The sequence below is a fragment of the Pantoea sp. X-Soil-ISGK-285 genome, assembly GCF_059730815.1.
The window spans coordinates 2,092,805-2,112,171 of the sequence record NZ_AP035938.1; the positions used below are offsets into that span (position 1 = coordinate 2,092,805).

General features: G+C 57.9%; 15 protein-coding genes. 4 read left to right on the forward strand and 11 right to left on the reverse strand.

The window, feature by feature from the left end:
• Positions 1 to 82: 82 nt before the first annotated feature.
• Positions 83 to 1,108 carry an ABC transporter substrate-binding protein gene (locus tag AC6I8B_RS10020; RefSeq protein ID WP_033757674.1) on the reverse strand — a complete coding sequence of 342 codons (1,026 nt, stop codon included), beginning with the start codon at positions 1,106 to 1,108 and terminating at the stop codon, positions 83 to 85.
• A 221-nt stretch (positions 1,109 to 1,329) separates the two neighbouring features.
• On the opposite strand from AC6I8B_RS10020, the gene AC6I8B_RS10025 reads away from it, so the two are divergent.
• The 3 genes from AC6I8B_RS10025 (at position 1,330) to AC6I8B_RS10035 (ending at position 5,439) form a co-directional block, all read left to right on the forward strand.
• Positions 1,330 to 2,364 (forward strand): LacI family DNA-binding transcriptional regulator, encoded by a 1,035-nt coding sequence (locus AC6I8B_RS10025; RefSeq protein WP_069026289.1) that lies wholly within the window; start codon positions 1,330 to 1,332, stop codon positions 2,362 to 2,364.
• 264 nt (positions 2,365 to 2,628) lie between these two features.
• Entirely contained in the window at positions 2,629 to 3,522 is an 894-nt protein-coding gene (locus tag AC6I8B_RS10030) for an SDR family oxidoreductase (RefSeq protein WP_010670164.1), read from the forward strand.
• A 93-nt stretch (positions 3,523 to 3,615) separates the two neighbouring features.
• Entirely contained in the window at positions 3,616 to 5,439 is a 1,824-nt protein-coding gene (locus AC6I8B_RS10035) for a glycoside hydrolase family 15 protein (RefSeq protein ID WP_157352172.1), read from the forward strand.
• A gap of 39 nt (positions 5,440 to 5,478) precedes the next feature.
• On the opposite strand, the gene AC6I8B_RS10040 is transcribed toward AC6I8B_RS10035, so the two are convergent.
• The 5 genes from AC6I8B_RS10040 to AC6I8B_RS10060 form a co-directional block, all read right to left on the reverse strand.
• Complete coding sequence (locus AC6I8B_RS10040) at positions 5,479 to 5,949, reverse strand: RES family NAD+ phosphorylase (RefSeq protein WP_033771790.1); 471 nt, start codon at positions 5,947 to 5,949, stop codon at positions 5,479 to 5,481.
• Positions 5,949 to 6,401 carry an Xre family toxin-antitoxin system antitoxin gene (locus AC6I8B_RS10045; protein WP_010244850.1) on the reverse strand — a complete coding sequence of 151 codons (453 nt, stop codon included), beginning with the start codon at positions 6,399 to 6,401 and terminating at the stop codon, positions 5,949 to 5,951. The genes AC6I8B_RS10040 and AC6I8B_RS10045 overlap by 1 nt, the downstream gene beginning before the upstream one ends.
• 89 nt (positions 6,402 to 6,490) lie before the next feature.
• The gene (ampC, locus tag AC6I8B_RS10050) at positions 6,491 to 7,645 is read right to left on the reverse strand and encodes a class C beta-lactamase (protein ID WP_052271938.1); all 1,155 of its coding nucleotides are present in this window, start codon (positions 7,643 to 7,645) and stop codon (positions 6,491 to 6,493) included.
• A gap of 31 nt (positions 7,646 to 7,676) precedes the next feature.
• Positions 7,677 to 7,922: a hypothetical protein gene (locus AC6I8B_RS10055; protein ID WP_010670167.1), complete on the reverse strand. Its 246-nt coding sequence runs from the start codon at positions 7,920 to 7,922 to the stop codon at positions 7,677 to 7,679.
• A 67-nt stretch (positions 7,923 to 7,989) separates the two neighbouring features.
• Positions 7,990 to 9,171, reverse strand: a complete 1,182-nt coding sequence (locus AC6I8B_RS10060; protein WP_284672231.1) for a glycosyltransferase family 4 protein — start codon at positions 9,169 to 9,171, stop codon at positions 7,990 to 7,992.
• A gap of 619 nt (positions 9,172 to 9,790) precedes the next feature.
• Here AC6I8B_RS10060 and hpxO point away from each other — a divergent pair.
• Positions 9,791 to 10,948: an FAD-dependent urate hydroxylase HpxO gene (gene hpxO / locus AC6I8B_RS10065; RefSeq protein ID WP_157352179.1), complete on the forward strand. Its 1,158-nt coding sequence runs from the start codon at positions 9,791 to 9,793 to the stop codon at positions 10,946 to 10,948.
• A 51-nt stretch (positions 10,949 to 10,999) separates the two neighbouring features.
• Here hpxO and dcp read toward each other — a convergent pair whose 3' ends face one another.
• From dcp to guaD, 5 genes are all read right to left on the reverse strand, one after another.
• The gene (gene dcp, locus AC6I8B_RS10070; RefSeq protein WP_497817426.1) at positions 11,000 to 13,045 is read right to left on the reverse strand and encodes a peptidyl-dipeptidase Dcp; all 2,046 of its coding nucleotides are present in this window, start codon (positions 13,043 to 13,045) and stop codon (positions 11,000 to 11,002) included.
• 61 nt (positions 13,046 to 13,106) lie between these two features.
• Positions 13,107 to 13,883: a xanthine dehydrogenase accessory protein XdhC gene (gene xdhC, locus AC6I8B_RS10075; protein ID WP_157352185.1), complete on the reverse strand. Its 777-nt coding sequence runs from the start codon at positions 13,881 to 13,883 to the stop codon at positions 13,107 to 13,109.
• Positions 13,870 to 16,236, reverse strand: a complete 2,367-nt coding sequence (gene xdhB / locus AC6I8B_RS10080; RefSeq protein ID WP_157352188.1) for a xanthine dehydrogenase molybdopterin binding subunit — start codon at positions 16,234 to 16,236, stop codon at positions 13,870 to 13,872. Before xdhB ends, xdhC begins: the two co-directional genes overlap by 14 nt.
• A complete protein-coding gene (gene xdhA, locus AC6I8B_RS10085; protein ID WP_157352191.1) occupies positions 16,226 to 17,668 on the reverse strand; it encodes a xanthine dehydrogenase small subunit in 1,443 nt (480 codons plus the stop codon). The genes xdhB and xdhA overlap by 11 nt, the downstream gene beginning before the upstream one ends.
• Positions 17,665 to 18,993, reverse strand: a complete 1,329-nt coding sequence (gene guaD, locus AC6I8B_RS10090; RefSeq protein ID WP_010244825.1) for a guanine deaminase — start codon at positions 18,991 to 18,993, stop codon at positions 17,665 to 17,667. The genes xdhA and guaD overlap by 4 nt, the downstream gene beginning before the upstream one ends.
• Positions 18,994 to 19,367 lie beyond the last annotated feature (374 nt).

The following is a 19,367-nucleotide window of genomic DNA, read 5'->3' on the forward strand; positions in this document are numbered from 1 at the left end:
ACCTCAATCAGGAAGCGGACATCAGGCTTACGCCACCGCGGTCTGGCACAGACCCGGCTCAGGTGGCCGGGGCGCACCACCGTTATTGTGCGCTGGCACCAATCTCTTTATCCCAGCGGCCCAGCAGCGCTTTGCGTTTTGCTGAGTCACCATAGGTTTTAAAGTCATAATCGATCAGCCTGATGTTCTCGAAGCGCGGTGCATATTCAGAGATCTCCGCCTTGCGGTTAGAGGGCAGCTGGAACGATTTCGCCTCTTTCATATGCGACTGTGCTTCAGCGCTGAGCGCCCAGTCATACCAGGCTTTGGCATTGGCCAGGTTTCGTGCCCCTTTGATGATCGACATCGAACCAATCTCATAGCCAGTGCCTTCACAGGGCGCGACGGGCTTAATCGGGAAGCCATCCACTTCCATTGCGACGGCATCATGCATAAAGACAATGCCGATGGTGGTTTCACCGCGCGCGGCGGCTTTGACCGGAGCAGAGCCGGACTTGGTATATTGCGAGATGTTGGCGTTGAGCTTCTTCAGGTAGTCAAAGGCTTTGTCTTCGCCCATGATCTGCACCAGCGTCGCCAGGGTGTTATAGGCCGTGCCGGAAGAGTTGGGATTGGCGATCTGAATCTCGCCTTTAAAGCCAGGGTCGAGTAAATCCGCCCAGCAGGCGGGCACTTTCTGCTTTTTCTCCGCCAGCAGTCTGGTGTTATAGCCCCAGCCCAGCGCACCGGCATAAACGCCCACGGTGCGATAACCGGAGATCTCCGCCACTTTTTGTGACCAGGGCTGTTGCTGATCGAGCAGTGGCGATTTATAGGCCTGGGTCAGCCCCTCTTCGGCGGCCTGCATATGCGGATCGCCGGTACCGGCCCACCAGATATCGGTACGGGGATTGCGTGCCTCGCTGCGGATACGGGCATAGGCTTCACCGGCAGAGAGCCGCACCATGCTGAGTTTGATATCGGGATGGGACTGGCTGAACAGCGTGGTCATCTGTTCGCACACCACCACGTCGGCTGAGCAGATCATATTAAGATTGCCCGCCGCCGAGGCAGCAAACGGCACTATAGGGCAGACGATTACAGCAGCGAGCAGAGAGGAATAACGCATGGTGTTCTCCTGGGCTGGATGACGCAGGCGCGCCAGCTTTTGCACATGTGTGCAAACGTGTGTGCAGATTAGTACGGCGGGCCTGAGGCAGTGTCAATTCAGTTGTTAAGCAATTGTCAGTCGCCGTCACAAATTTGAAACCTTTCGCCCGCCTGTATTTTTTGCACAGGCTTGCAACTTCAGGCAAACTCAGTGCAGACAATGTCAGGCGAGGAGAGAACATGCAGCAGCTTAAGGCGGTGGTGAGTGCGCAGGATGTGGCTGACCGGGCGGGCGTCTCCCGCTCAGCGGTCTCCCGCACCTTTACACCGGGAGCCAGCGTGTCAGATGCTACCCGTCAGCGGGTGATGAAAGCGGCGGAGGAACTGGGCTATCACGTCAATCATCTGGCGCGCGGCCTGGTGCGCAACCGCAGCGGCATCGTCTGCTTAATTGCCTCCGAGGTGGACACGCCCTACCGTGCCAGCCTGGTGCGCTGGATGACCCAGTATCTGCAGGAAGCGGGAAAAGTGGCGATGCTGATTAACACTGACCGATCTGATGCGCGCGTTTCCGCCGCGCTGCAGCAGGCGATTAATTTTCGCGCCGACGCATCGATTATTCTCTCCGGCATGCCGGACAGCGGTATCACCCGGCTCTGCTACAAACATGGTCAGCATCTGGTGCTGATTAACCGCGACGAGTCCCTGCCCGGCACGCTCAGTATCAACCTCGACTCCCGCCCCGCCGCAGAAATGGCGGTTAACGCGTTTGTGCGGGCGGGATGCAGCCGCATCGCCTTTGTCAATTCACTGGCGGGAACGCCGAGTCTGCTGAAGCGCGAAGCGGATTTTCTGGCCGCCGCGCAGAAAGTAGGCGTCACGGTCCAGGTGGAGCAGTTCGGCACCACCTCTTACGAAAGCGGCCAGATTCTGGCCCAGCGTCTGCTGACGCGTAAAGTTCGCCCTGATGCGGTGTACTGTGCCACCGACCTGCTCGCCTGCGGCTTTATGGATGAGGCGCGTCACCGCTTTGCGCTGCGTATTCCGGACGATCTCTGCATCATCGGACACGATAATATCGCGCAGTCGGGCTGGGCCTCTTACAACCTCACGACCTTTGCACAGCCGGTGGAGCAATTCGCCCGCGATGCCATTGCCTGGCTGGTGGAGACGGAAGCGCAACCGGAGACGCTGATGCCCAAAAATGAACAGCAGCAGGAGCGGAGAATATATCCGGTAGATGTGGTCTGGCGCGGTTCGGTACGCGGCGGTTAACCGCCCTTTTTTATTTTCTTCCGCTATGTAATTACGCCCTGAAATAATTCACAACCGATCTTACGCTTCGCTTTAAATATCCCGCCCCTGCACTGAAAAATAATCGGACGCTACTGCACAGTGTTCCGATTTTCTGTCTACGCTTTATCTGCATTATTAAGTTCTTCTGGTTTTAACTGCTCAATGAATCAGCAGTCAGATGTGACAAATATCACATTTGTGCCAGGCTTAATGTCTCAGATAACTCTGTTCAAGGAGCATACAATGGCTACACCAACTAACAAGACGCTCGATCTGGATCAATTTCCTAAACCTCCTTTTGAGGACCAGCCACAACAGGCGCCAGGCCTGGCCAGCAAAATGATCCCGGTTCCCGACCACGGTGAAACCAGCTATCGCGGCACGGGCCGACTGACCGGCCGCAAGGCGCTGATCACCGGCGGTGACTCCGGTATTGGCCGCGCGGTGGCTATCGCTTATGCCCGTGAAGGCGCAGATGTGGTGATTAACTACCTGCCGGAAGAACAGCCCGACGCCGATGAAGTGATTAAATTAATCGAAGCGGAAGGCCGTAAAGTTTTTGCTATTCCGGGCGACATTCGTTCTGAAGAATTCTGTCAGCAGCTGGTCAAAGAGGCAGCCGATAAATTAGGTGGCCTGGATATTCTGGTTAATAACGCCGGTCGTCAGCAATTTAATGAGTCCATCCGGACCCTGAGTACGGAAGATTTTGACGCGACGTTTAAAACCAACGTTTATGCGATGTTCTGGATCACCAAAGCGGCGCTGGAATATCTGCCACGCGGTGCGTCCATTATTAATACCTCGTCCGTACAGGCGTTTAAACCCAGCGATATTCTGCTCGACTATGCGCAGACCAAAGCGGCCATCGTCGCCTTTACCAAATCCCTGGCGAAGCAGCTGGGTGGCGACGGTATCCGGGTTAATGCCGTTGCACCAGGGCCGTACTGGACCGTGCTGCAATCCAGCGGCGGACAGCCGATGGAGAAAGTGAAGCAGTTTGGCGCCGACTCACCGATGGGCCGTCCGGGCCAGCCGGTTGAGATCGCCCCACTCTACGTTACCCTGGCCTCAACCGAGAGCAGTTACTCCTCCGGGCAGGTCTGGTGCTCTGATGGCGGCACCGGTACGCTGTAATCTCACTCAGGTGGCCGCATAACGCGGCCATTTTTTTGTCCCGCTTTTGCCCCGCTTAATAAACCTCGCCACCGTGATATAAGGAAGCAGATTATGGAAAACACGATCTTTCATTCGCCGGTCAGAAAAGAGGGCTTTGCGGGCCTGGGTGATTATGCCGCCATTGGTGAAGGCCGTTCTGTTGCGCTGATTGCGCCGGACGGTTCCATTGACTGGTGGTGCGCGCCCAATCTCGACGCAAAGCCCCTGTTTGATCGCCTGCTTGATGCCGGACTCGGTGGTTACTTCCAGATTGTCCCGCGTGCGCCTTATCAGGTCTCACGCCGCTACCGCGATAACAGCAATGTGCTGGAGACCCGCTTCGAAACCCGTGACGGCACCGTGCTGCTGACCGAATCGATTAACAGCACGCTGGCGGGCCGTCTGCCCTGGTGCGAACTGGCTCGCCGCATAGAGGGTGTCAGCGGTGAAGTGGAATTAGCGATCACCCTGCGCTTCGGCACCGCCGCTGAAACCCGTTCACCGTGGGTGGCCGATAATGAGAAAGGCAAGGTGTTTCACATCGCGGAGATCATGGCGATGTTGCGCACCAGCGAAGATATTCAGATCACAGAGCTGGATGACGAGCAGGTCTGCGCTACGTTGCGTACCTATGCCGGTTCCCGCTCGCTCTGCGCGCTGCTGGTGACCGAGAAAGAGCCGCTGGCGGTGCCGCCGCTGGAGGCTATCGATCAGCGGATTGAAACCAGCCACACCGGCTGGACCAGCTGGGTGGAGAGCCTGAGTTATGAGGGCCGCTACCCGACGCTGGTGAAGCGCTCAGCCCTGTCGCTGAAGTTTCTCTGGTACTCCCCGACCGGCGCACTGGCTGCTGCTGCCACCACCTCCCTGCCGGAGGGGATCGGCGGCGAGAAAAATTATGATTACCGCTACGCCTGGGTGCGCGACGCCTGCCTGATTATTAAAGCCTTCGTCTATCTCGGGGCGCTGGAAGATTGTAAGGCGGCCTTTTCCTGGCTGTCGCAGACTATCATGCGCCATGGCGTCAGGCTGCGCGCCTGCTATGCCCTGAATGGTGATGAGGTCCCCGCTGAGCGTTATCCGCCGCTGAGCGGTTATCAGAACTCTCAGCCGGTGCGGGTCGGCAATAATGCCCGTGACCAGCTGCAGCTCAGTATGTATGGCGACATGCTGGTGACAGCCCAGCATTTTATCGAGGCGGGACACGTGCTGGATATCACCACCTCGCGCATGCTGGGCGAGCTGGCGAACTGCTGCGCCGATCACTGGCGGCAGAAGGATTGCGGCATCTGGGAGCTGCCGGAGTTGCAACACTACACCCACTCCAAAATGGCCTGCTGGATGGCGCTGGATCGGGCGGTGGCGCTGGCAGAAAGCCAGCATATCGAACCGACCTGGCTGGGACGCTGGCAGCGGGAACGTGACCGTATCCGCGACTGGATTGAGTCGCACTGCTGGTCAGAGCAACAGCAGGCTTATCTCTTTTACGCCGGCAGTGACGATCGCCTCGACGCGTCGCTGGCGCTGGTTCACAGCTACGGCAACGCGGTCAATCCGCAGCGGATGCTCTCGACCTACCGTGCTATCCGGCAAAAACTGGGTGACGGCAGCGCCATGCTCTATCGCTACAGCGGGGTCAGAGAAGAAGAGAGTACCTTTCTCGCCTGCGCCTTCTGGCTGGTGGAAGCCTGGGCAGAGATGGGTGAGGCGGATGAGGCAGAACAGGCGATGCAGGCGATCCTGGCTACGCTGAACGGCCACGGTAACGTCGATATCTTCAATGAGATGTATGACGTCCGCAGCCAGAGCTGGCGCGGCAATATGCCACAGGGGCTGAGTCATCTGGCGCTGATCTGCGCGGCGCAGGCGCTATCGGAATCGCAGGCCCCAGCGTGATGTGAGATGTTGCGCTTAGGAAAGTGGCGAATCCGTGCCCTACTGCAGCCGGAAACGCGGATCGAAGAAAAATGGCTCCACCACCACCTTACTGATGATGCCAGCCGCTGCCGGATGACGGGGATTGAACAGCGCATTCCACTCGCCGGTCAGCGTGCTCGGTACCTTCAGCACCAGGCCGTTATCCGGGCTGGCAAGCCAGTCGTCACCAATTTGCCGCGTGGACGATGGCGCAGGATCGGCCTGCCAGTCATCGGGGAGTGCCTCCAGCGAGAGCTCGGTAATCAGCGATTCAGGGACGCTAATCGACAGCATTGAGTAGTCGTGTGACAGATCCTGAATGGTGAGATGAACCAGCGCCTCAAGTACACAGAGCGCCCGGCTTGATCCCATATAGACACAGACCGTTCCCACGGAATTCCAGCGCCCCCCGTAAGTGCGGGCACCAAAACCATCAAAGGCGGTTATCGCATACTCACTCTTCACCAGGCGAAAGAAACGTACCGCCATCAGGTAATCACGCCATGCTCAAGCTGGCCAATCAGGTTAATCACCGCTTCTGCACCCGCCACCGTGGTGGTCATCTCCGCCGGTTTCTTACCGCCCAGCGCTTTGGCGGGCGTTTCCAGCCACTGCACCAGACGCTGCCTGTCGTCGCGGAACAGTTTACTGGCGGCAGAGAGGACGCGGATCAGCATGTAGATCCGTCCGCTCTGATCGGGCGAAAAGGTCTGCTGCGGATCTTTGACTTTGCGGTTGTAGGTGGTGCGATCAATGCCCGCCAGACGGCACAGCCAGCCCTCGTCAAAAGTAGACAACGACGCCGTGCGTTTCAGCACGCCGCTGCTGAACCCTACCGCAATACGCTGGTGCGCATCAGGCAGTGTTTCCGGCAGATTCAGGGCATGCAGCAGCGAATTGTCGCGACGATGCTGAGCGGGTGTGTAGATGGCGATAGACATAGCAGCCTCCTGTTCATTTGATTTTTATTTTAGCGCAAATGAACAGGCGGTGCCAGCTTTACCCCGTCGCTGAGCAAGCGTGATGCCTGTTACTCAGGCTTCTCCTGCTGTAACGCCTGCAGAATCTGCCACGCCGCCTTTATACGCAGCGGATTAGGGTAATTCTTGTTGGCGAGTATCACGACGCCGCTGTTCCTCTCAGGAATAAAGGCGATATAGGCACCAAATCCATTGGTTGCACCGGTTTTATGCACCCAGCTGGCACTCTGTGACGGCCCGACCGGATTGAGCAGCGTCGCCGGGCGGGGTTGCAGCGCAACACCATTATCGCTGTCGCCCATCAGCGTGTCGGCAGTCACCGGCCAGTCGTAGATCTCCCAGCCCAGTCCCTGAAACAGGGTGCCGACTTTGAAGTAGCGCGCCTGCGCGGTGCGAATGGCATTACGCAGCACGGCATTCCCCGAAGAGAGGCGGTTAGGATCCACATTTGCCTGCATAAAGGTGAGCATGTCACGCGCAGTGGATTTAACGCCGTAGGCTTCTGCATCCAGCATGCCAGGTGAGACCCGTACCGGCTGGCCATTTTTATAGCCCCAGGCGTAGTCCAGCATCATCGAGGGCGGCACGGTGATATAGGTGCGCGTCAGACGCAGTGGCTGAAACACGTTTCGCGCCATCGCCTGCTCATAATCGCCCTTCACCATCAGCGAACCAAACAGACCGATGCTGGCGTTAGAGTACTGCCGGAGCGTGCCGGGCGCTGCCTCTGGCTGCCATTCCTGATAGAAACGCAGCAGCGAAGCCTGATCGGTGACATCATCCGGCAACTGTAGAGGCAGGCCGCCCGCGGTATAGGTCGCCAGATGCAGCATCCGCACCGGACGCCACTGCTCACCGGTCAGCTGCGGCCAGTACTTTTGCACCGGATCGTTAAGGCGTATTTCGCCGTTGCGGATCATGACGCCGGCCAGGGTACCAGTAAAGGTTTTGCTCACTGAACCCAGCTCAAACAGCGTGTTTTCCGTGACCCGGCGGCGTGATTCGAGATCGGCCACGCCGAAGTTCACAAACTGCGCCCGGCCTTTGTAAAGCACCGCCACCGACATGCCGGGGATCTCCTGCTGCTCCATCAGCGGTTCGATCGCGGCTTTAACCAGAGAAGTAACCTGCTGTGAAGAGAGATCGGCGGCGACACAGCTGGCAGAAAGAGAGAATAACGCGAGATAAAACAAAGACTTTTTCATTGGCAACTAAGGGATTCTTCACTGAATTAAATTATTTACACTGGTCGGCACAGGCCTGCACGCACATCTGAGCCTGGGAACTGCAGCCACCGTTTTCCCGGGTGTTGCAGTGCGATTGTTCTGTGTAGCAGTTGGTCTGACAGGCGGAGACATCGCAGCGGGCAGCGACGGGCGTCAGCTGTGCCAGGGGCGCGCGGGCCGGAAAAAGCGGTGCGGGCTGAGCGAAGGCGCTGCTGCCCAGTAATCCGGACAGCAGCAGGCTGATGATCATTTTCATAAGAGTTCTCCAGAGGGACGCTGCACTAAGTATGGCCAGTCTGGCGCGCCACGTCAGAGAAATCTAATCAAATTGAGACCACAGGGGGATGTTGAGTGACATTAATCACGCCACGGCTGTAGATATCGTTGAGCCGGGCAATGTAACGCTGGGTGTCATGCTGATCTTTGATGCGCAGAATCGCCGCCTCACCTTTCTCCTGCAGCATCTCAGGACGGTCGATAATAGCGAGCAGTATCGATTTCAGCCCCTCCACCAGCGACTGACGCAACTGCGTTTTCTGCTCTGGCGAGGTAATACTGTATTCACGGTCAGCGTTCAGCGGACTCGCAATCACCCAGCCTGCGCTGGCAGGATTAATCTCTGGCAACGCGCGCACGTTGCTGGTGATCACCGGGCAGCCGTTAGCCTGCATCTCCAGTACCGAGAAACCGTACGTCTCCTGCCAGGTTGGTAGCAGTCCGGCATCGCTCTGGCGGAACAGCTGCATCAGGGCGCCGTTATCCATCTGTGAATGATGCGTGAAGCAGCGATAGCGTTTGATGCGGTTCTCAATGCCACTATAGAACGTCTCATCATCCTGGAACTGGCGGTGCGCCACGTTACGACGCTTGGCGAGATCGCCAATCAGCTGCACATCCAGCTGCGACTCTTCCAGTTTGCGCTCTTCAATCAGCTCACTGATCGCCAGCACGACTTCAGCCCCGCCTTTGCGGTAGAACTCGTTACCGGCAAAGGTCAGTTTCAGAATACCGGGCTGACGCGGCGTTTTCTGCTGGATAAACAGCTTCTGCGGCGGATGCAGCACCAGGGTTTTACGGCGGATTTGCTGGGCAATATCCGGCCTGAACAGTTTCATCTGAATGTTCAGGGTGGCATCTGAGATGGCAATCAACCCCAGGCAGTTATCTTTTAACAGATAAGGAATGAGGCGTTTCAGCTCGGGGTTATCCTGCTTGGCGACGCCCGCCACCGGCAGCACACGCGGCAGCTCCGTTTCAAACGACGCGACCCACTTCTGATGGGTTATCGCCACTTCATTGAACAGATGCAGGATGTCAGCCCGCGATGCCCCTGAAAAAGGCACAGGCTGAAAGACAAAGGTTTTATTTTTTTTGAGCAATCGGGTTCGTAGCGGGTTAATAAAGTAGAACAGATTGCTCTTTTTCAGATTGATATATTCGTTATCCGGATTAACTAAGATATTACGCTGCTCCGGATACTGGTTATTCGTGATTCCAATTTTCATGTTCGCCTTCCAGAGTCCTTGTGTCCGGAGTGATCTATATCACGTGATCGTGACTGGCGGGTCTGAGCAATATCCTAAAAGCCCGTAATGACGCGGCCTGAACGCTTTTGCTAATGATTGCGCACGGTGCTAAAACAGACACAGTTGTGTCTGGTTATGAATTTGCATTTTTTATTAACAGGTGTGTTTAACTGTGTCAGGCTAACCCCTTATTGAATATAACGATTATTTCCCGGGAAATATTCGCGCCAGTTGTTATGTAAATGTTTAATTAATTGTCAGGAATATTAGCGAAGCGGATAAGGATTTTAGTTAATAACTTTTAAAGTAATAAGAATGACCATGCTGAAAAGTGCCCGGCGCGTTTCACTGGCTGATGATTAACACAGACACAGACGGGCGGTAATGAAACAAATGATGCAGTACGGTTATAGCCGCACCCTTTTTGCACGCCCGTTTGCCACAATTCAGTGCAACTGATTAAGAGGAAGGCGGGAGTCAGGTGCCCCCCATTATACATTAAGCCTATGATTTACATTGTTATTTATATGAAACTCTCTACCACCATCTCTCTGGTACAAAAGTTGCAGGAAGTGACGTATGCAGACAGGAGAGCATTATGAAAGCAATCGTGATTGGTGGCGGTATAGGCGGCATGAGTAGTGCCATTGCGCTGGAGAAATCCGGAATTGACGTTGAGGTCTTTGAAGCCGTAAAGGAGATGAAGCCCGTCGGCGCGGCGATTTCCATCTGGCCCAACGGGGTTAAATGCCTGAATGCGCTGGGCATGAAAACCGCGCTGCGTGAGCTGGGCGGGAACATGGCCTATATGGCCTATCACGATGGCACCACCGGCGCGCCCCTGACCCGCTTCAGTATGGCGCCGCTGGTGCAGCAGGTTGGCGAATATCCCTGTCCGGTGGCGCGGGCAGAACTGCAGGCGATGCTGATTGATACCTTCGGGCGTGAACGGGTGCAGTTTGGTAAGCGGGTGATCCAGGTCGAGCAGACCGGCAGTGGCGTGATTGCCACCTTTTCCGACAACACTCAGGCCACCGGCGATTTCCTGATTGCCGCCGATGGCACCCATTCGGTGATCCGCGAGTATGTGCTGGAGCAGAAGCCTGAACGACGTTACGCCGGTTACGTTAACTGGAATGGCCTGGTCACTATAGATGAGAGGATTGCGCCCGCCGATCAGTGGACCACCTTTGTCGGTGACGGCAAGCGGGTGTCGCTGATGCCGGTCAGCGGTAATCGATTCTACTTCTTCTTTGATGTGCCGTTGCCGAAGGGACTGCCGCAGGATCGCAGCACGGTGAAAGCGGACTTAACCGGCTATTTTAAGGGCTGGGCGGAGCCGGTACAGCAGCTGATCGCGGCAATCAATCCTGACACCACCAATCGGGTTGAGATCCACGACATCGAACCTTTCAGCCGCTTCGTTAAAGGACGCGTGGCCCTGCTGGGCGATGCTGCCCACAGCACCACGCCCGATATCGGCCAGGGCGGCTGCGCGGCGATGGAAGATGCCGTGGTACTGGCCTCGACGCTGGCTTCTCATTCACTGGGTATTGAAGATGCACTGCTGCGCTATCAGGCGCGACGGGTTGAACGGGTAAAAGATCTGGTGCTGAAAGCGCGCAAACGCTGTGACGTCACGCATGCGCGCGATCCGGCAATCACGGCAGAATGGTATGACTCTCTGAAAAGCGAAACCGGTGAACGGGTGCTGGCCGGAATGTGCGAAACCATTGAAGGTGGCCCGCTGGGCTAACACGAATAAAACCGGGCTGCCAGCGCGACCAGCGCGTGACAGCCCGTTCTGCTATGAATCCGCCAGACCACGATTTTTCAGCATGGGCTCAAGCTGCGGAGGCCCGCCCCGCCAGCTTTCATACAGTGTTTTGAGATCGCTGCTGTTCCCCCGCGACAGAATTTTCTGTCGGAAGAGGTCGCCGTTCTCACGCGTCAGTCCGCCCTGTTCCGCAAACCACTGATAGCCATCGTCGGCGAGCATCTGCGTCCAGATATAGGCGTAATAACCTGCAGCATAGCCACCGCCCCAGATGTGCTGGAAATAGCTGGAACGATAGCGCGGCGGCACCGCCGTCAGCGCCAGATTATCGCTCTGTAACGCCTGCTGCTCGAATCCCTCCACGCTTTGCGGCGCGGAATCACGGTTAAGGCTGTGCCAGTGCAGATCCAGCAGCGCAGCAGCCAGCAGCTCGCTCATCTCGTAGCCTTTGTTGAACGTGGCGGCCCGGACGATTTTTTCATGCAGCTCAGCGGGCATCAGCGCCTGAGTCTGATAGTGGCGAGCGTAGTTGCGGAACACCGCTGGCTCGCTGGCCCAGTGCTCGTTGATCTGCGAAGGAAACTCAACGAAATCGCGCGGGGTTTCCGTTCCCGACAGGCTCGGATAGCGCTGGCTGGCAAACAGACCGTGCAGCGTGTGGCCGAACTCGTGAAACATCGTGATGACGTCGTCCCAGCTCAGCAGCGCCGGTTCACCGGCTGGCGGTTTGGTGTAGTTACAGACGTTGTAGATCACCGGTTTGCTGTCGAGCAGCGTGGACTGGTTGACGAAGTTGCTCATCCAGGCGCCGCCGCCTTTGCTGTCGCGCTTAAAGAAGTCGGTGTAAAACAGCGCCAGCGGGGTCTCATCGGCGTCAAAAATCTCATAGACCTGGACGTCGGGATGGTAAACCGGCAGATCCTGTCGCGGCGTGAAACGGATGCCATAGAGCTGCGTCGCCGCCCAGAACACGCCATTCTGCAGCACCGAATTCAGTTCAAAGTAGGGCTTAATCTGGCTCTCATCCAGATCGTAACGGGCACGCCGCACCTGTTCGGCATAAAAACGCCAGTCCCAGGCCTGCAGGGTAAAATCGCCCTGCTGCTGATCGATGGTCTGCTGGATAGCCGCCGCTTCACGCTCCGCACGACCGCGCGCGGCAGGCACGATGTTATGCATAAACGCCAGCGCCGCCTTAGGCGTTTTGGCCATCTGATCCTGTAACTTCCACTCGGCATAGCTGGCAAATCCCAGCAGCCGCGCCTGCTCCGCCCTGACCTGCGCCAGACGTAATACCAGCTCGCGGGTGTCGTTCTCATCGCCTTTTTCAGTGCGCGTGACGCCCGCCTTAAACAGCGCTTCACGGGTTGCGCGATCGGCCAGGCTCTGTAGTGCGGGTTGCTGGGTGGTGTTTTGCAGCACCAGCAGCCAGCGCTTTTCCAGTCCGCGTGCCTGCGCTTCCGCCTGCGCCACCGCCAGATCGGCCGGTGAGAGTCCCGCCAGCTTCTGCAGATCATCGACGACCAGCCCGCCCGCTTTAGTGGCGGCCAGCAATTTGTTGGTGAAGCGGGTACCGAGGCGGGCCGCTTCCTGATTCAGTGTCTTGAGCTGCTGTTTCTGCGCTTCCGGCAGATTAGCCCCCGCCAGTTGAAAGCGCTTCCAGATCACCTCAACCAGCCGTTTTGATTCAGCATCCAGTTTAGCGCGCTGCAGATAGACCGCATCGAGCCGCGAAAACAGCGGGCGGTTAAGCATGATGTCATCGTTGAGCGCGGTGAGCTGAGGCGCAATTTCCTCATCCACCTGCTGCAGATACGGGCTGGTATGCGCCGAGGTCATGGCACTGAACACCAGATTCACCCGGTTGAGCAGTTGTCCGCTCCTCTCCAGCGCCTCATAAGTGTTGAAAAAGCTGGGCGCGTCGCTGTTCAGTGCGATCGCCTCGATCTCCTGACGCTTCTCCTCAATGCCCGCCTGCAGCGCGGGCAGGAAATCCTGCTCCTCAATCTGGTCAAAAGGAGGAGTCTGGTAAGGCAGTGTGCTGACGCTAAAGAAGGGATTCTGACGGGCGTTCATGGTTCGCTCCTGGTGGGCATCGCAAAGTCTTATCCTGACAGGTTGCCGCGAAAGCGACAACTCAGGCGACGTGCTGCTGATAAATGCTGATGATTTCACCGGCAATCGCCACCGCAATCTCGGCGGGCAGCTTGCCTTTGACGTCCGGCAGGCCAATCGGACAGCGCAGGCGCGCCAGCGGTTCGTTCGCCACACCCTTGCCCGCCAGCCTGTAGCGGAAACGCTGGTTTTTCGTTTCAGAACCGATCACCCCGGCATAGCGGAAATCGCCGCGCTTCAGCACCGCCTCGCACAGTTCAAAGTCGAGGGGATGATGATGGGTCATGATGATGAAGTAGCTGCCTGCGGGTGCCTGTGCTACGCAGTCGAGCGGATCGTCCGGCTGCAGCGTCACCACGCCAGCGGGAACGTGGCTGAACTGCGCCGGACGGCTATCGATCCAGTTTATGTGACAGGGTAACGTTGACAGCAGATTGACCAGGGCCTGTCCCACATGGCCTGCGCCAAAAAGGTAGATCTCCGGCTGCGCCTGCAGCAGCGGCTCAAACAGCAGCGTGGTTTTGCCGCCACAGCACTGGCCAAGCCGAGCGCCCAGGCTGAAATCCTCGGTGTGTGGCGCAGTCGCCCCACTCTGCAGCATCGCCCTGGCCTGGGCGATGCACTCAAACTCCAGATGACCGCCACCGATGGTGAGATAACTCTCCTGCTGCGTCACCACCATTTTGCTGCCGCTGTCGCGCGGCACCGAACCGTGCTCACTGAGCACGGTGATTAATACGCAGCTCTGACGTTTTTCACGCAACTGATGCAGCACGCCAATCCAGTCATGATAAATCATCAACCCCTCCCGTCAGGCGCTGCACGCCCCAGAAGATGCGCTCCGGCGTCGCGGGCGCGTCCAGCAGTGGGTGCTGCCGGTAATCGGAGACGCTGGCGACCGCATCCTGCAGGGCACACCAGGCGGCGATGCCCAGCATAAACGGCGGTTCACCTACGGCCTTGGAGTGGAACACCGTGTCTTTAGGGTTTTTACGGTTCTCCACCAGCGTGACCCGCAGGTCCGCCGGAACGTCGCTGATGGCAGGAATTTTGTAGCTCGCCGGGCCATCGGTCAGCAGCTGGCCTTTATCACTCCACACCAGCTCTTCGCAGGTGAGCCAGCCGACGCCCTGTACAAAGCCTCCTTCAACCTGGCCGATGTCGATGGCCGGATTCAGCGAGGCGCCGACGTCATGCAGAATGTCGGCACGCAGCAGGCGGGATTCGCCGGTCAGAGTATCAATCACCACTTCACAGCAGGCTGCACCGTAAGCGTAGTAATAGAACGGCGTCCCGCGACCCGCGACCCGGTCGTAATGAATCCCCGGCACGCGGTAGTAGCCGGTGGCGGAGAGCGGAACCTGATTCAGCCACGCCAGCTTCGCCACCTCGGCGAAGGTGTAATGTTTATCCCCGGCGCGCACCACCCCGTTGCGGAAGCTCACCGCCGCCGCGTCGCACTGGTGTAGCTCGCAGAGCATGGCGGTCATGCGGTCGCGCAGGATCTCTGCACCATTCTGCGCCGCTTTGCCATTGAGGTCAGCCCCGCTGGAGGCCGCGGTTGGTGAGGTGTTGGGCACTTTGCCGGTGTCGGTGGCGGTGATCTGAATTTTATCGATCTCAATCTGCAGCACTTCGGCGACAATCTGAATCACCTTGGTGTTCAGGCCCTGGCCCATCTCGGTGCCGCCGTGGTTAAGCTGCACCGTGCCGTCGGTGTAGATCAGAATCAGCGCCCCCGCCTGATTGAGAAAGCTGGAGGTAAAGGAGATGCCGAATTTTACCGGCGTCAGCGCCAGACCGCGTTTCAGCAGCGGACTGCGGGCATTAAACGCCTTAATCTCCGCGCGGCGAGCCTGATAGTCGCTGCTCTGCTCCAGCTGTTCGGTAATCTCATCCAGCAGATTATCCTCTACCTGCTGGTGGTAATGGGTGATGTTGCGATCCTGCTTGCCATAGTAGTTACGCTTGCGCAGCGCCAGCGGATCCAGCCCGCGCTCACGGGCGATATGATCCATGATCTGTTCAATCGCCACCATGCCCTGTGGCCCGCCAAAACCCCGATAGGCGGTGTTCGAGGCGGTGTTCGTGCGGCAGCGATAGCCGGTTACCCGTGCATCCCCGAGGTAATAGGCGTTATCGGCGTGGAACATGGCGCGATCGACAATCGATCCGCTAAGATCCAGCGAATAACCGCAGTTTCCGGCCAGATCGATTTTGATGCCGCACAGACGCCCATCCTCTTCAACACCCGCTTCGTAGCGCACAAAGAACGGATGGCGTTTGCCGGTGACGCGCATATCGTCGCGACGTGAAAGCCGCATCTTCGCCGCCCGGCCGGTCTGGCGCGCCACGATGGCACAGAGACAGGCGACACCGGCCGCCTGCGTCTCTTTACCACCAAAGCCACCGCCCATCCGGCGCATATCTATCGTCACCTGATTCAGGCTGATGCCCATCACTTCCGCCACCAGTTTCTGCACTTCGGTGGGGTTCTGGGTTGAGGAGAAGACCTGCAACTGCTGATCTTCACCGGGAATAACCATTGCCGTCTGGGTTTCCAGATAGAAATGCTCCTGGCCGCCAATGTGAAACGCCCCACTGACCCGATGCGGCGCACGCGCCAGGGCCGCTTCCACATCACCGCGCTGGTGAATGTGAGGTTCCTGCACAAAGCTGCCCTGTGCCAGCGCCTGTTCCACATCCAGCAGCGGTTCCAGCACCTCATATTCAATTACCGCAGCGGCCGCGCCAAGACGTGCAGCTTCGGGGGATTCCGCCGCCACCGCGATCACGATCTGTCCCAGATACTCTACTTTGTCATGGGCCAGCAGCGGGTCGCCCGGCTCCAGCGGCCCGACATCATTGATGCCCGGCACATCCTGCAAGGTCAGGACGCTGACGACGCCGGGAACGGCATAACAGGGCTGCACATCAATATGCAGGATGCGCGCATGAGCATACTCACTCAGGCGCGGACAGAGATGCAGCAGACCCGGCAGCTCCGGCTTATCGTCGATAAAACGCGCCTCGCCGGAGACATGTTTTTCCGCGCTCTCATGGCGGTTACTGCGACCGACGCCGCTCTGTAAATCAGCGGCATACTGCGCCTTAATGACCTCTTCGTTGAGTTCAGGACGGTTATGAGACATAGCGGGCCACCTCGATACAGGTTATTTCGCCGTTGTGGCGATGCCAGTAGCGGCGCAGCAGGTTGCGTGCGACCTGCAGACGATAGTCACTGCTGGCGCGGAAATCGGAGAGCGGCTGGAAATCCTCTGCCAGCGCCGCGGCTGCGCGTGACACTGTCACGGAATTCAGCGGCTGACCGATGAATGCCTGTTCACAGTGACGGGCACGCTGCGGTGTTGCCGCCATGCCGCCAAAGGCGATGCGGGCACTGCTGACTACGCCCTGTTCAATCTGCAGATTAAAAGCGGCGAACACGGCGGAGATATCATCGTCCAGCCGTTTGGACACTTTCCAGGCCACAAAATCAGGTGACACCGTCACTTTATCGACGCGAATGGCGCGAATAAACTCCCCTTTTTCGAGCCGGGTCTGACGATAGCCGGTAAAGAACTGATCCAGCGGCAGGCTGCGCTGCTGCTCACCGCGCTGTAACAACAGGCTGGCGTTCAGGGCCAGCAGCACCGGCGAGGCGTCGCCAATGGGGGAAGCGTTGCCGATGTTGCCGCCTAATGTGCCCTGCAGACGGATTTGCAGCGAGGCAAAGCGTTGCAGCATCTCGCTGACGCCGGGAATGCGGCTGGCAAGAAATTCGCTGACCTGCTGCAGCGAAGCTCCTGCGCCCAGCAGGTAGTGGTCATCAAATTCGCTGCAGACTTTGAGCGCGGCAACCTGCTCCAGCGCAATCAGCAACGGTATTCTTTTATGCTGCTGGGTAATCTGCAGGCTGAGATCGGTGCCACCGGCAATCAGCCTCGCCTCGGGATGTGCCAGATAGATCGCCGCCAGCTGAGCCGGGGTTTTGGGCAGGAAGCAACGGCGGCCCTCACCCCCTAATTCCTGCATCTCCGGGGTTGCCAGCGCCTCAAGCCGCTGCACGGTTGCGGCGGCACCTTGATCGAACTGGTCTGTCACCGGCTGCGAGCAGAGCTGTTCGGCGGCGGCCATAATCGGCCGGTAACCGGTACAGCGGCAGAGGTTGCCTGCCAGCGCAGTTTCCGCCTGATGGCGATCCCAGCCCGAAGCGGTTTTTTGCAGGCTGAACAGCGACATCACAAAGCCTGGCGTGCAGAATCCGCATTGCGAGCCGTGACAGTCGACCATCGCCTGCTGCGCCGGATGCAGTGCGCGGCCGTGACGCAGATCCTCAACCGTAATCAGCTGCTTGCCCTGTAACGCGGAGACCAGCGTCAGGCAGCTGTTGATCGTTTCATACTGCATTGTTCCCCCGACGGCTTTGCCCAGAGTCACGCTGCAGGCGCCACAGTCGCCAGATGCACAGCCCTCTTTGGTGCCAGGGCGTTGCTGACGGGTGCGCAGGTAGTTGAGTACCGTGAGGTTGGGGTCGAGCGCATTCTCGCTGACCAGCTGGTTATTTAACAGAAACTGGATCATGCGGCTTGCTCCTGTGCGTCGCGCTGCCAGACCGGACGACCGGCTACCCAGGTCTGGGCAATATTGCGGTCGTCGCCGAGCGTCATTAATACAAACAGTTTTTCCCAGATATCTTTGCTGTTGCCGATGCGCAGTTGCTGCAGGGCAGAAACCGCCGGGTCCAGCACCACAAAGTCTGCTTCTTTACCGATGTTGAAATTTCCGATGACGTGGTCGAGATCCAGCGCACGTGCCCCGCCCAGCGTGGCGTGATAAAAGGCTTCGGCCGCGCTGAGCCGGTAGTGCTGCAGCTGGCCCACCTTGTAGGCTTCGCCCAGGGTCTGCAGCATATTAAAGGTGGTGCCCGCGCCGACATCGGTGCCGATCCCCACTTTCACCCCCTGCTGCCAGCTGCGTTTCAGGTTAAACAGGCCACTGCCGAGAAACAGGTTTGAGGTGGGACAGAAAGCAATGGATGAATCGGTATCGTGCAGACACTGCCATTCGTTCTCTTCCAGATGCAGACAGTGAGCAAAGACGCTGCGGCGGCCGGTCAGCTGGTGATGATGATAAACATCCAGATAGCCTTCACGCTCCGGGAACAGTTCTTTGACCCAGGCGACCTCCTGCGGGTTTTCGCTGAGATGGGTATGCAGCCAGGTATCCGGGAACTCCTGACGCAGCTGCTGCACTTTTTCCAGCAGCTGTGGGGATGAGGTCGGCGCAAAGCGCGGCGTCAGGGCGTAGCTCAGGCGTCCGCGCTGGTGCCAGCGCTCAATCAGCGCCCGGGTCTGCTGGTAGCTCTGTTCAGGGGTTTCGATCAGGTTGTCGGGCGCATTGCGATCCATCATCACTTTCCCGGCAATCAGCCGCATGTTCAGCGCTTCGGCGGCGCTGAACAGCGCCTCCACCGATTGCGGATGGACGGTGCCAAACACCAGCGCGCTGGTGGTGCCGTTGGAAAGCAGCTGATGCAGGAAGAAGGCGGACATCCGCGCAGCATGATCGGGACAGTGATACTGCGCTTCAACCGGGAAGGTGTAGTGATTCAGCCACTCCAGCAGCTGTTCGCCAAATGCGCCAATCATCTCTGTCTGCGGATAGTGAATGTGGGTATCGACAAAGCCCGGCACGATCAGTCTGCCGCGCAGGTCGATGACCGGATGCCCCGCCAGCATCGCCTCGCTATTCTCCCAGCTATCCAGCCCCACTACGCATCCATCACGCAGCAGCAGCACCGCATCCTCAAGATAGCGGGCCTGGCCGGCCAGGTCGTCGGGACGATCCACCACGCCGGTAAAGTCAAAGAAGCTGGCGCGTATCGCCGTGTCGGTTGCTGAAAGCATGGGTAGTCCTTTCTGAAAGCGCGATGTTATATCTGCAGATGATTATCTGAATAATCTTGTGCAACCTGCGTGCCAGAATTGAAATAGAATAAATTCTTTAAATATCAGTCAAATAAGTAAAAGAGGAAAGTTGCGCAACAAATAAGGACTGAGATGGCGTAGCAACCGTTTGCGGAACGGATGCAAACGGTTGCTACTCAATATTGCGCGCCCTGAACATTTTGAGTATGGCGGGTTACCCGCAAACCTGCCCTTTAACGGTGCAATCTGCCCTGAAAAGGCGCAGCTGGCTACCCGTTAAAATCCGTTTACAGGTCAGGCAGTTTTTCCACGCGCAGAAGCGGAAATGAAATGCTATGGTGAAGCCATCGACT

Bases quoted from the DNA above. Each gene is read 5' to 3' on its own strand.
- AC6I8B_RS10020 (WP_033757674.1), bottom strand. From the start codon at position 1,108: ATGCGTTATTCCTCTCTGCTCGCTGCTGTAATCGTCTGCCCTATAGTG.
- AC6I8B_RS10025 (WP_069026289.1), top strand. From the start codon at position 1,330: ATGCAGCAGCTTAAGGCGGTGGTGAGTGCGCAGGATGTGGCTGACCGG.
- AC6I8B_RS10030 (WP_010670164.1), top strand. From the start codon at position 2,629: ATGGCTACACCAACTAACAAGACGCTCGATCTGGATCAATTTCCTAAA.
- AC6I8B_RS10035 (WP_157352172.1), top strand. From the start codon at position 3,616: ATGGAAAACACGATCTTTCATTCGCCGGTCAGAAAAGAGGGCTTTGCG.
- AC6I8B_RS10040 (WP_033771790.1), bottom strand. From the start codon at position 5,949: ATGGCGGTACGTTTCTTTCGCCTGGTGAAGAGTGAGTATGCGATAACC.
- AC6I8B_RS10045 (WP_010244850.1), bottom strand. From the start codon at position 6,401: ATGTCTATCGCCATCTACACACCCGCTCAGCATCGTCGCGACAATTCG.
- ampC (WP_052271938.1), bottom strand. From the start codon at position 7,645: ATGAAAAAGTCTTTGTTTTATCTCGCGTTATTCTCTCTTTCTGCCAGC.
- AC6I8B_RS10055 (WP_010670167.1), bottom strand. From the start codon at position 7,922: ATGAAAATGATCATCAGCCTGCTGCTGTCCGGATTACTGGGCAGCAGC.
- AC6I8B_RS10060 (WP_284672231.1), bottom strand. From the start codon at position 9,171: ATGAAAATTGGAATCACGAATAACCAGTATCCGGAGCAGCGTAATATC.
- hpxO (WP_157352179.1), top strand. From the start codon at position 9,791: ATGAAAGCAATCGTGATTGGTGGCGGTATAGGCGGCATGAGTAGTGCC.
- dcp (WP_497817426.1), bottom strand. From the start codon at position 13,045: ATGAACGCCCGTCAGAATCCCTTCTTTAGCGTCAGCACACTGCCTTAC.
- xdhC (WP_157352185.1), bottom strand. From the start codon at position 13,883: ATGATTTATCATGACTGGATTGGCGTGCTGCATCAGTTGCGTGAAAAA.
- xdhB (WP_157352188.1), bottom strand. From the start codon at position 16,236: ATGTCTCATAACCGTCCTGAACTCAACGAAGAGGTCATTAAGGCGCAG.
- xdhA (WP_157352191.1), bottom strand. From the start codon at position 17,668: ATGATCCAGTTTCTGTTAAATAACCAGCTGGTCAGCGAGAATGCGCTC.
- guaD (WP_010244825.1), bottom strand. From the start codon at position 18,993: ATGCTTTCAGCAACCGACACGGCGATACGCGCCAGCTTCTTTGACTTT.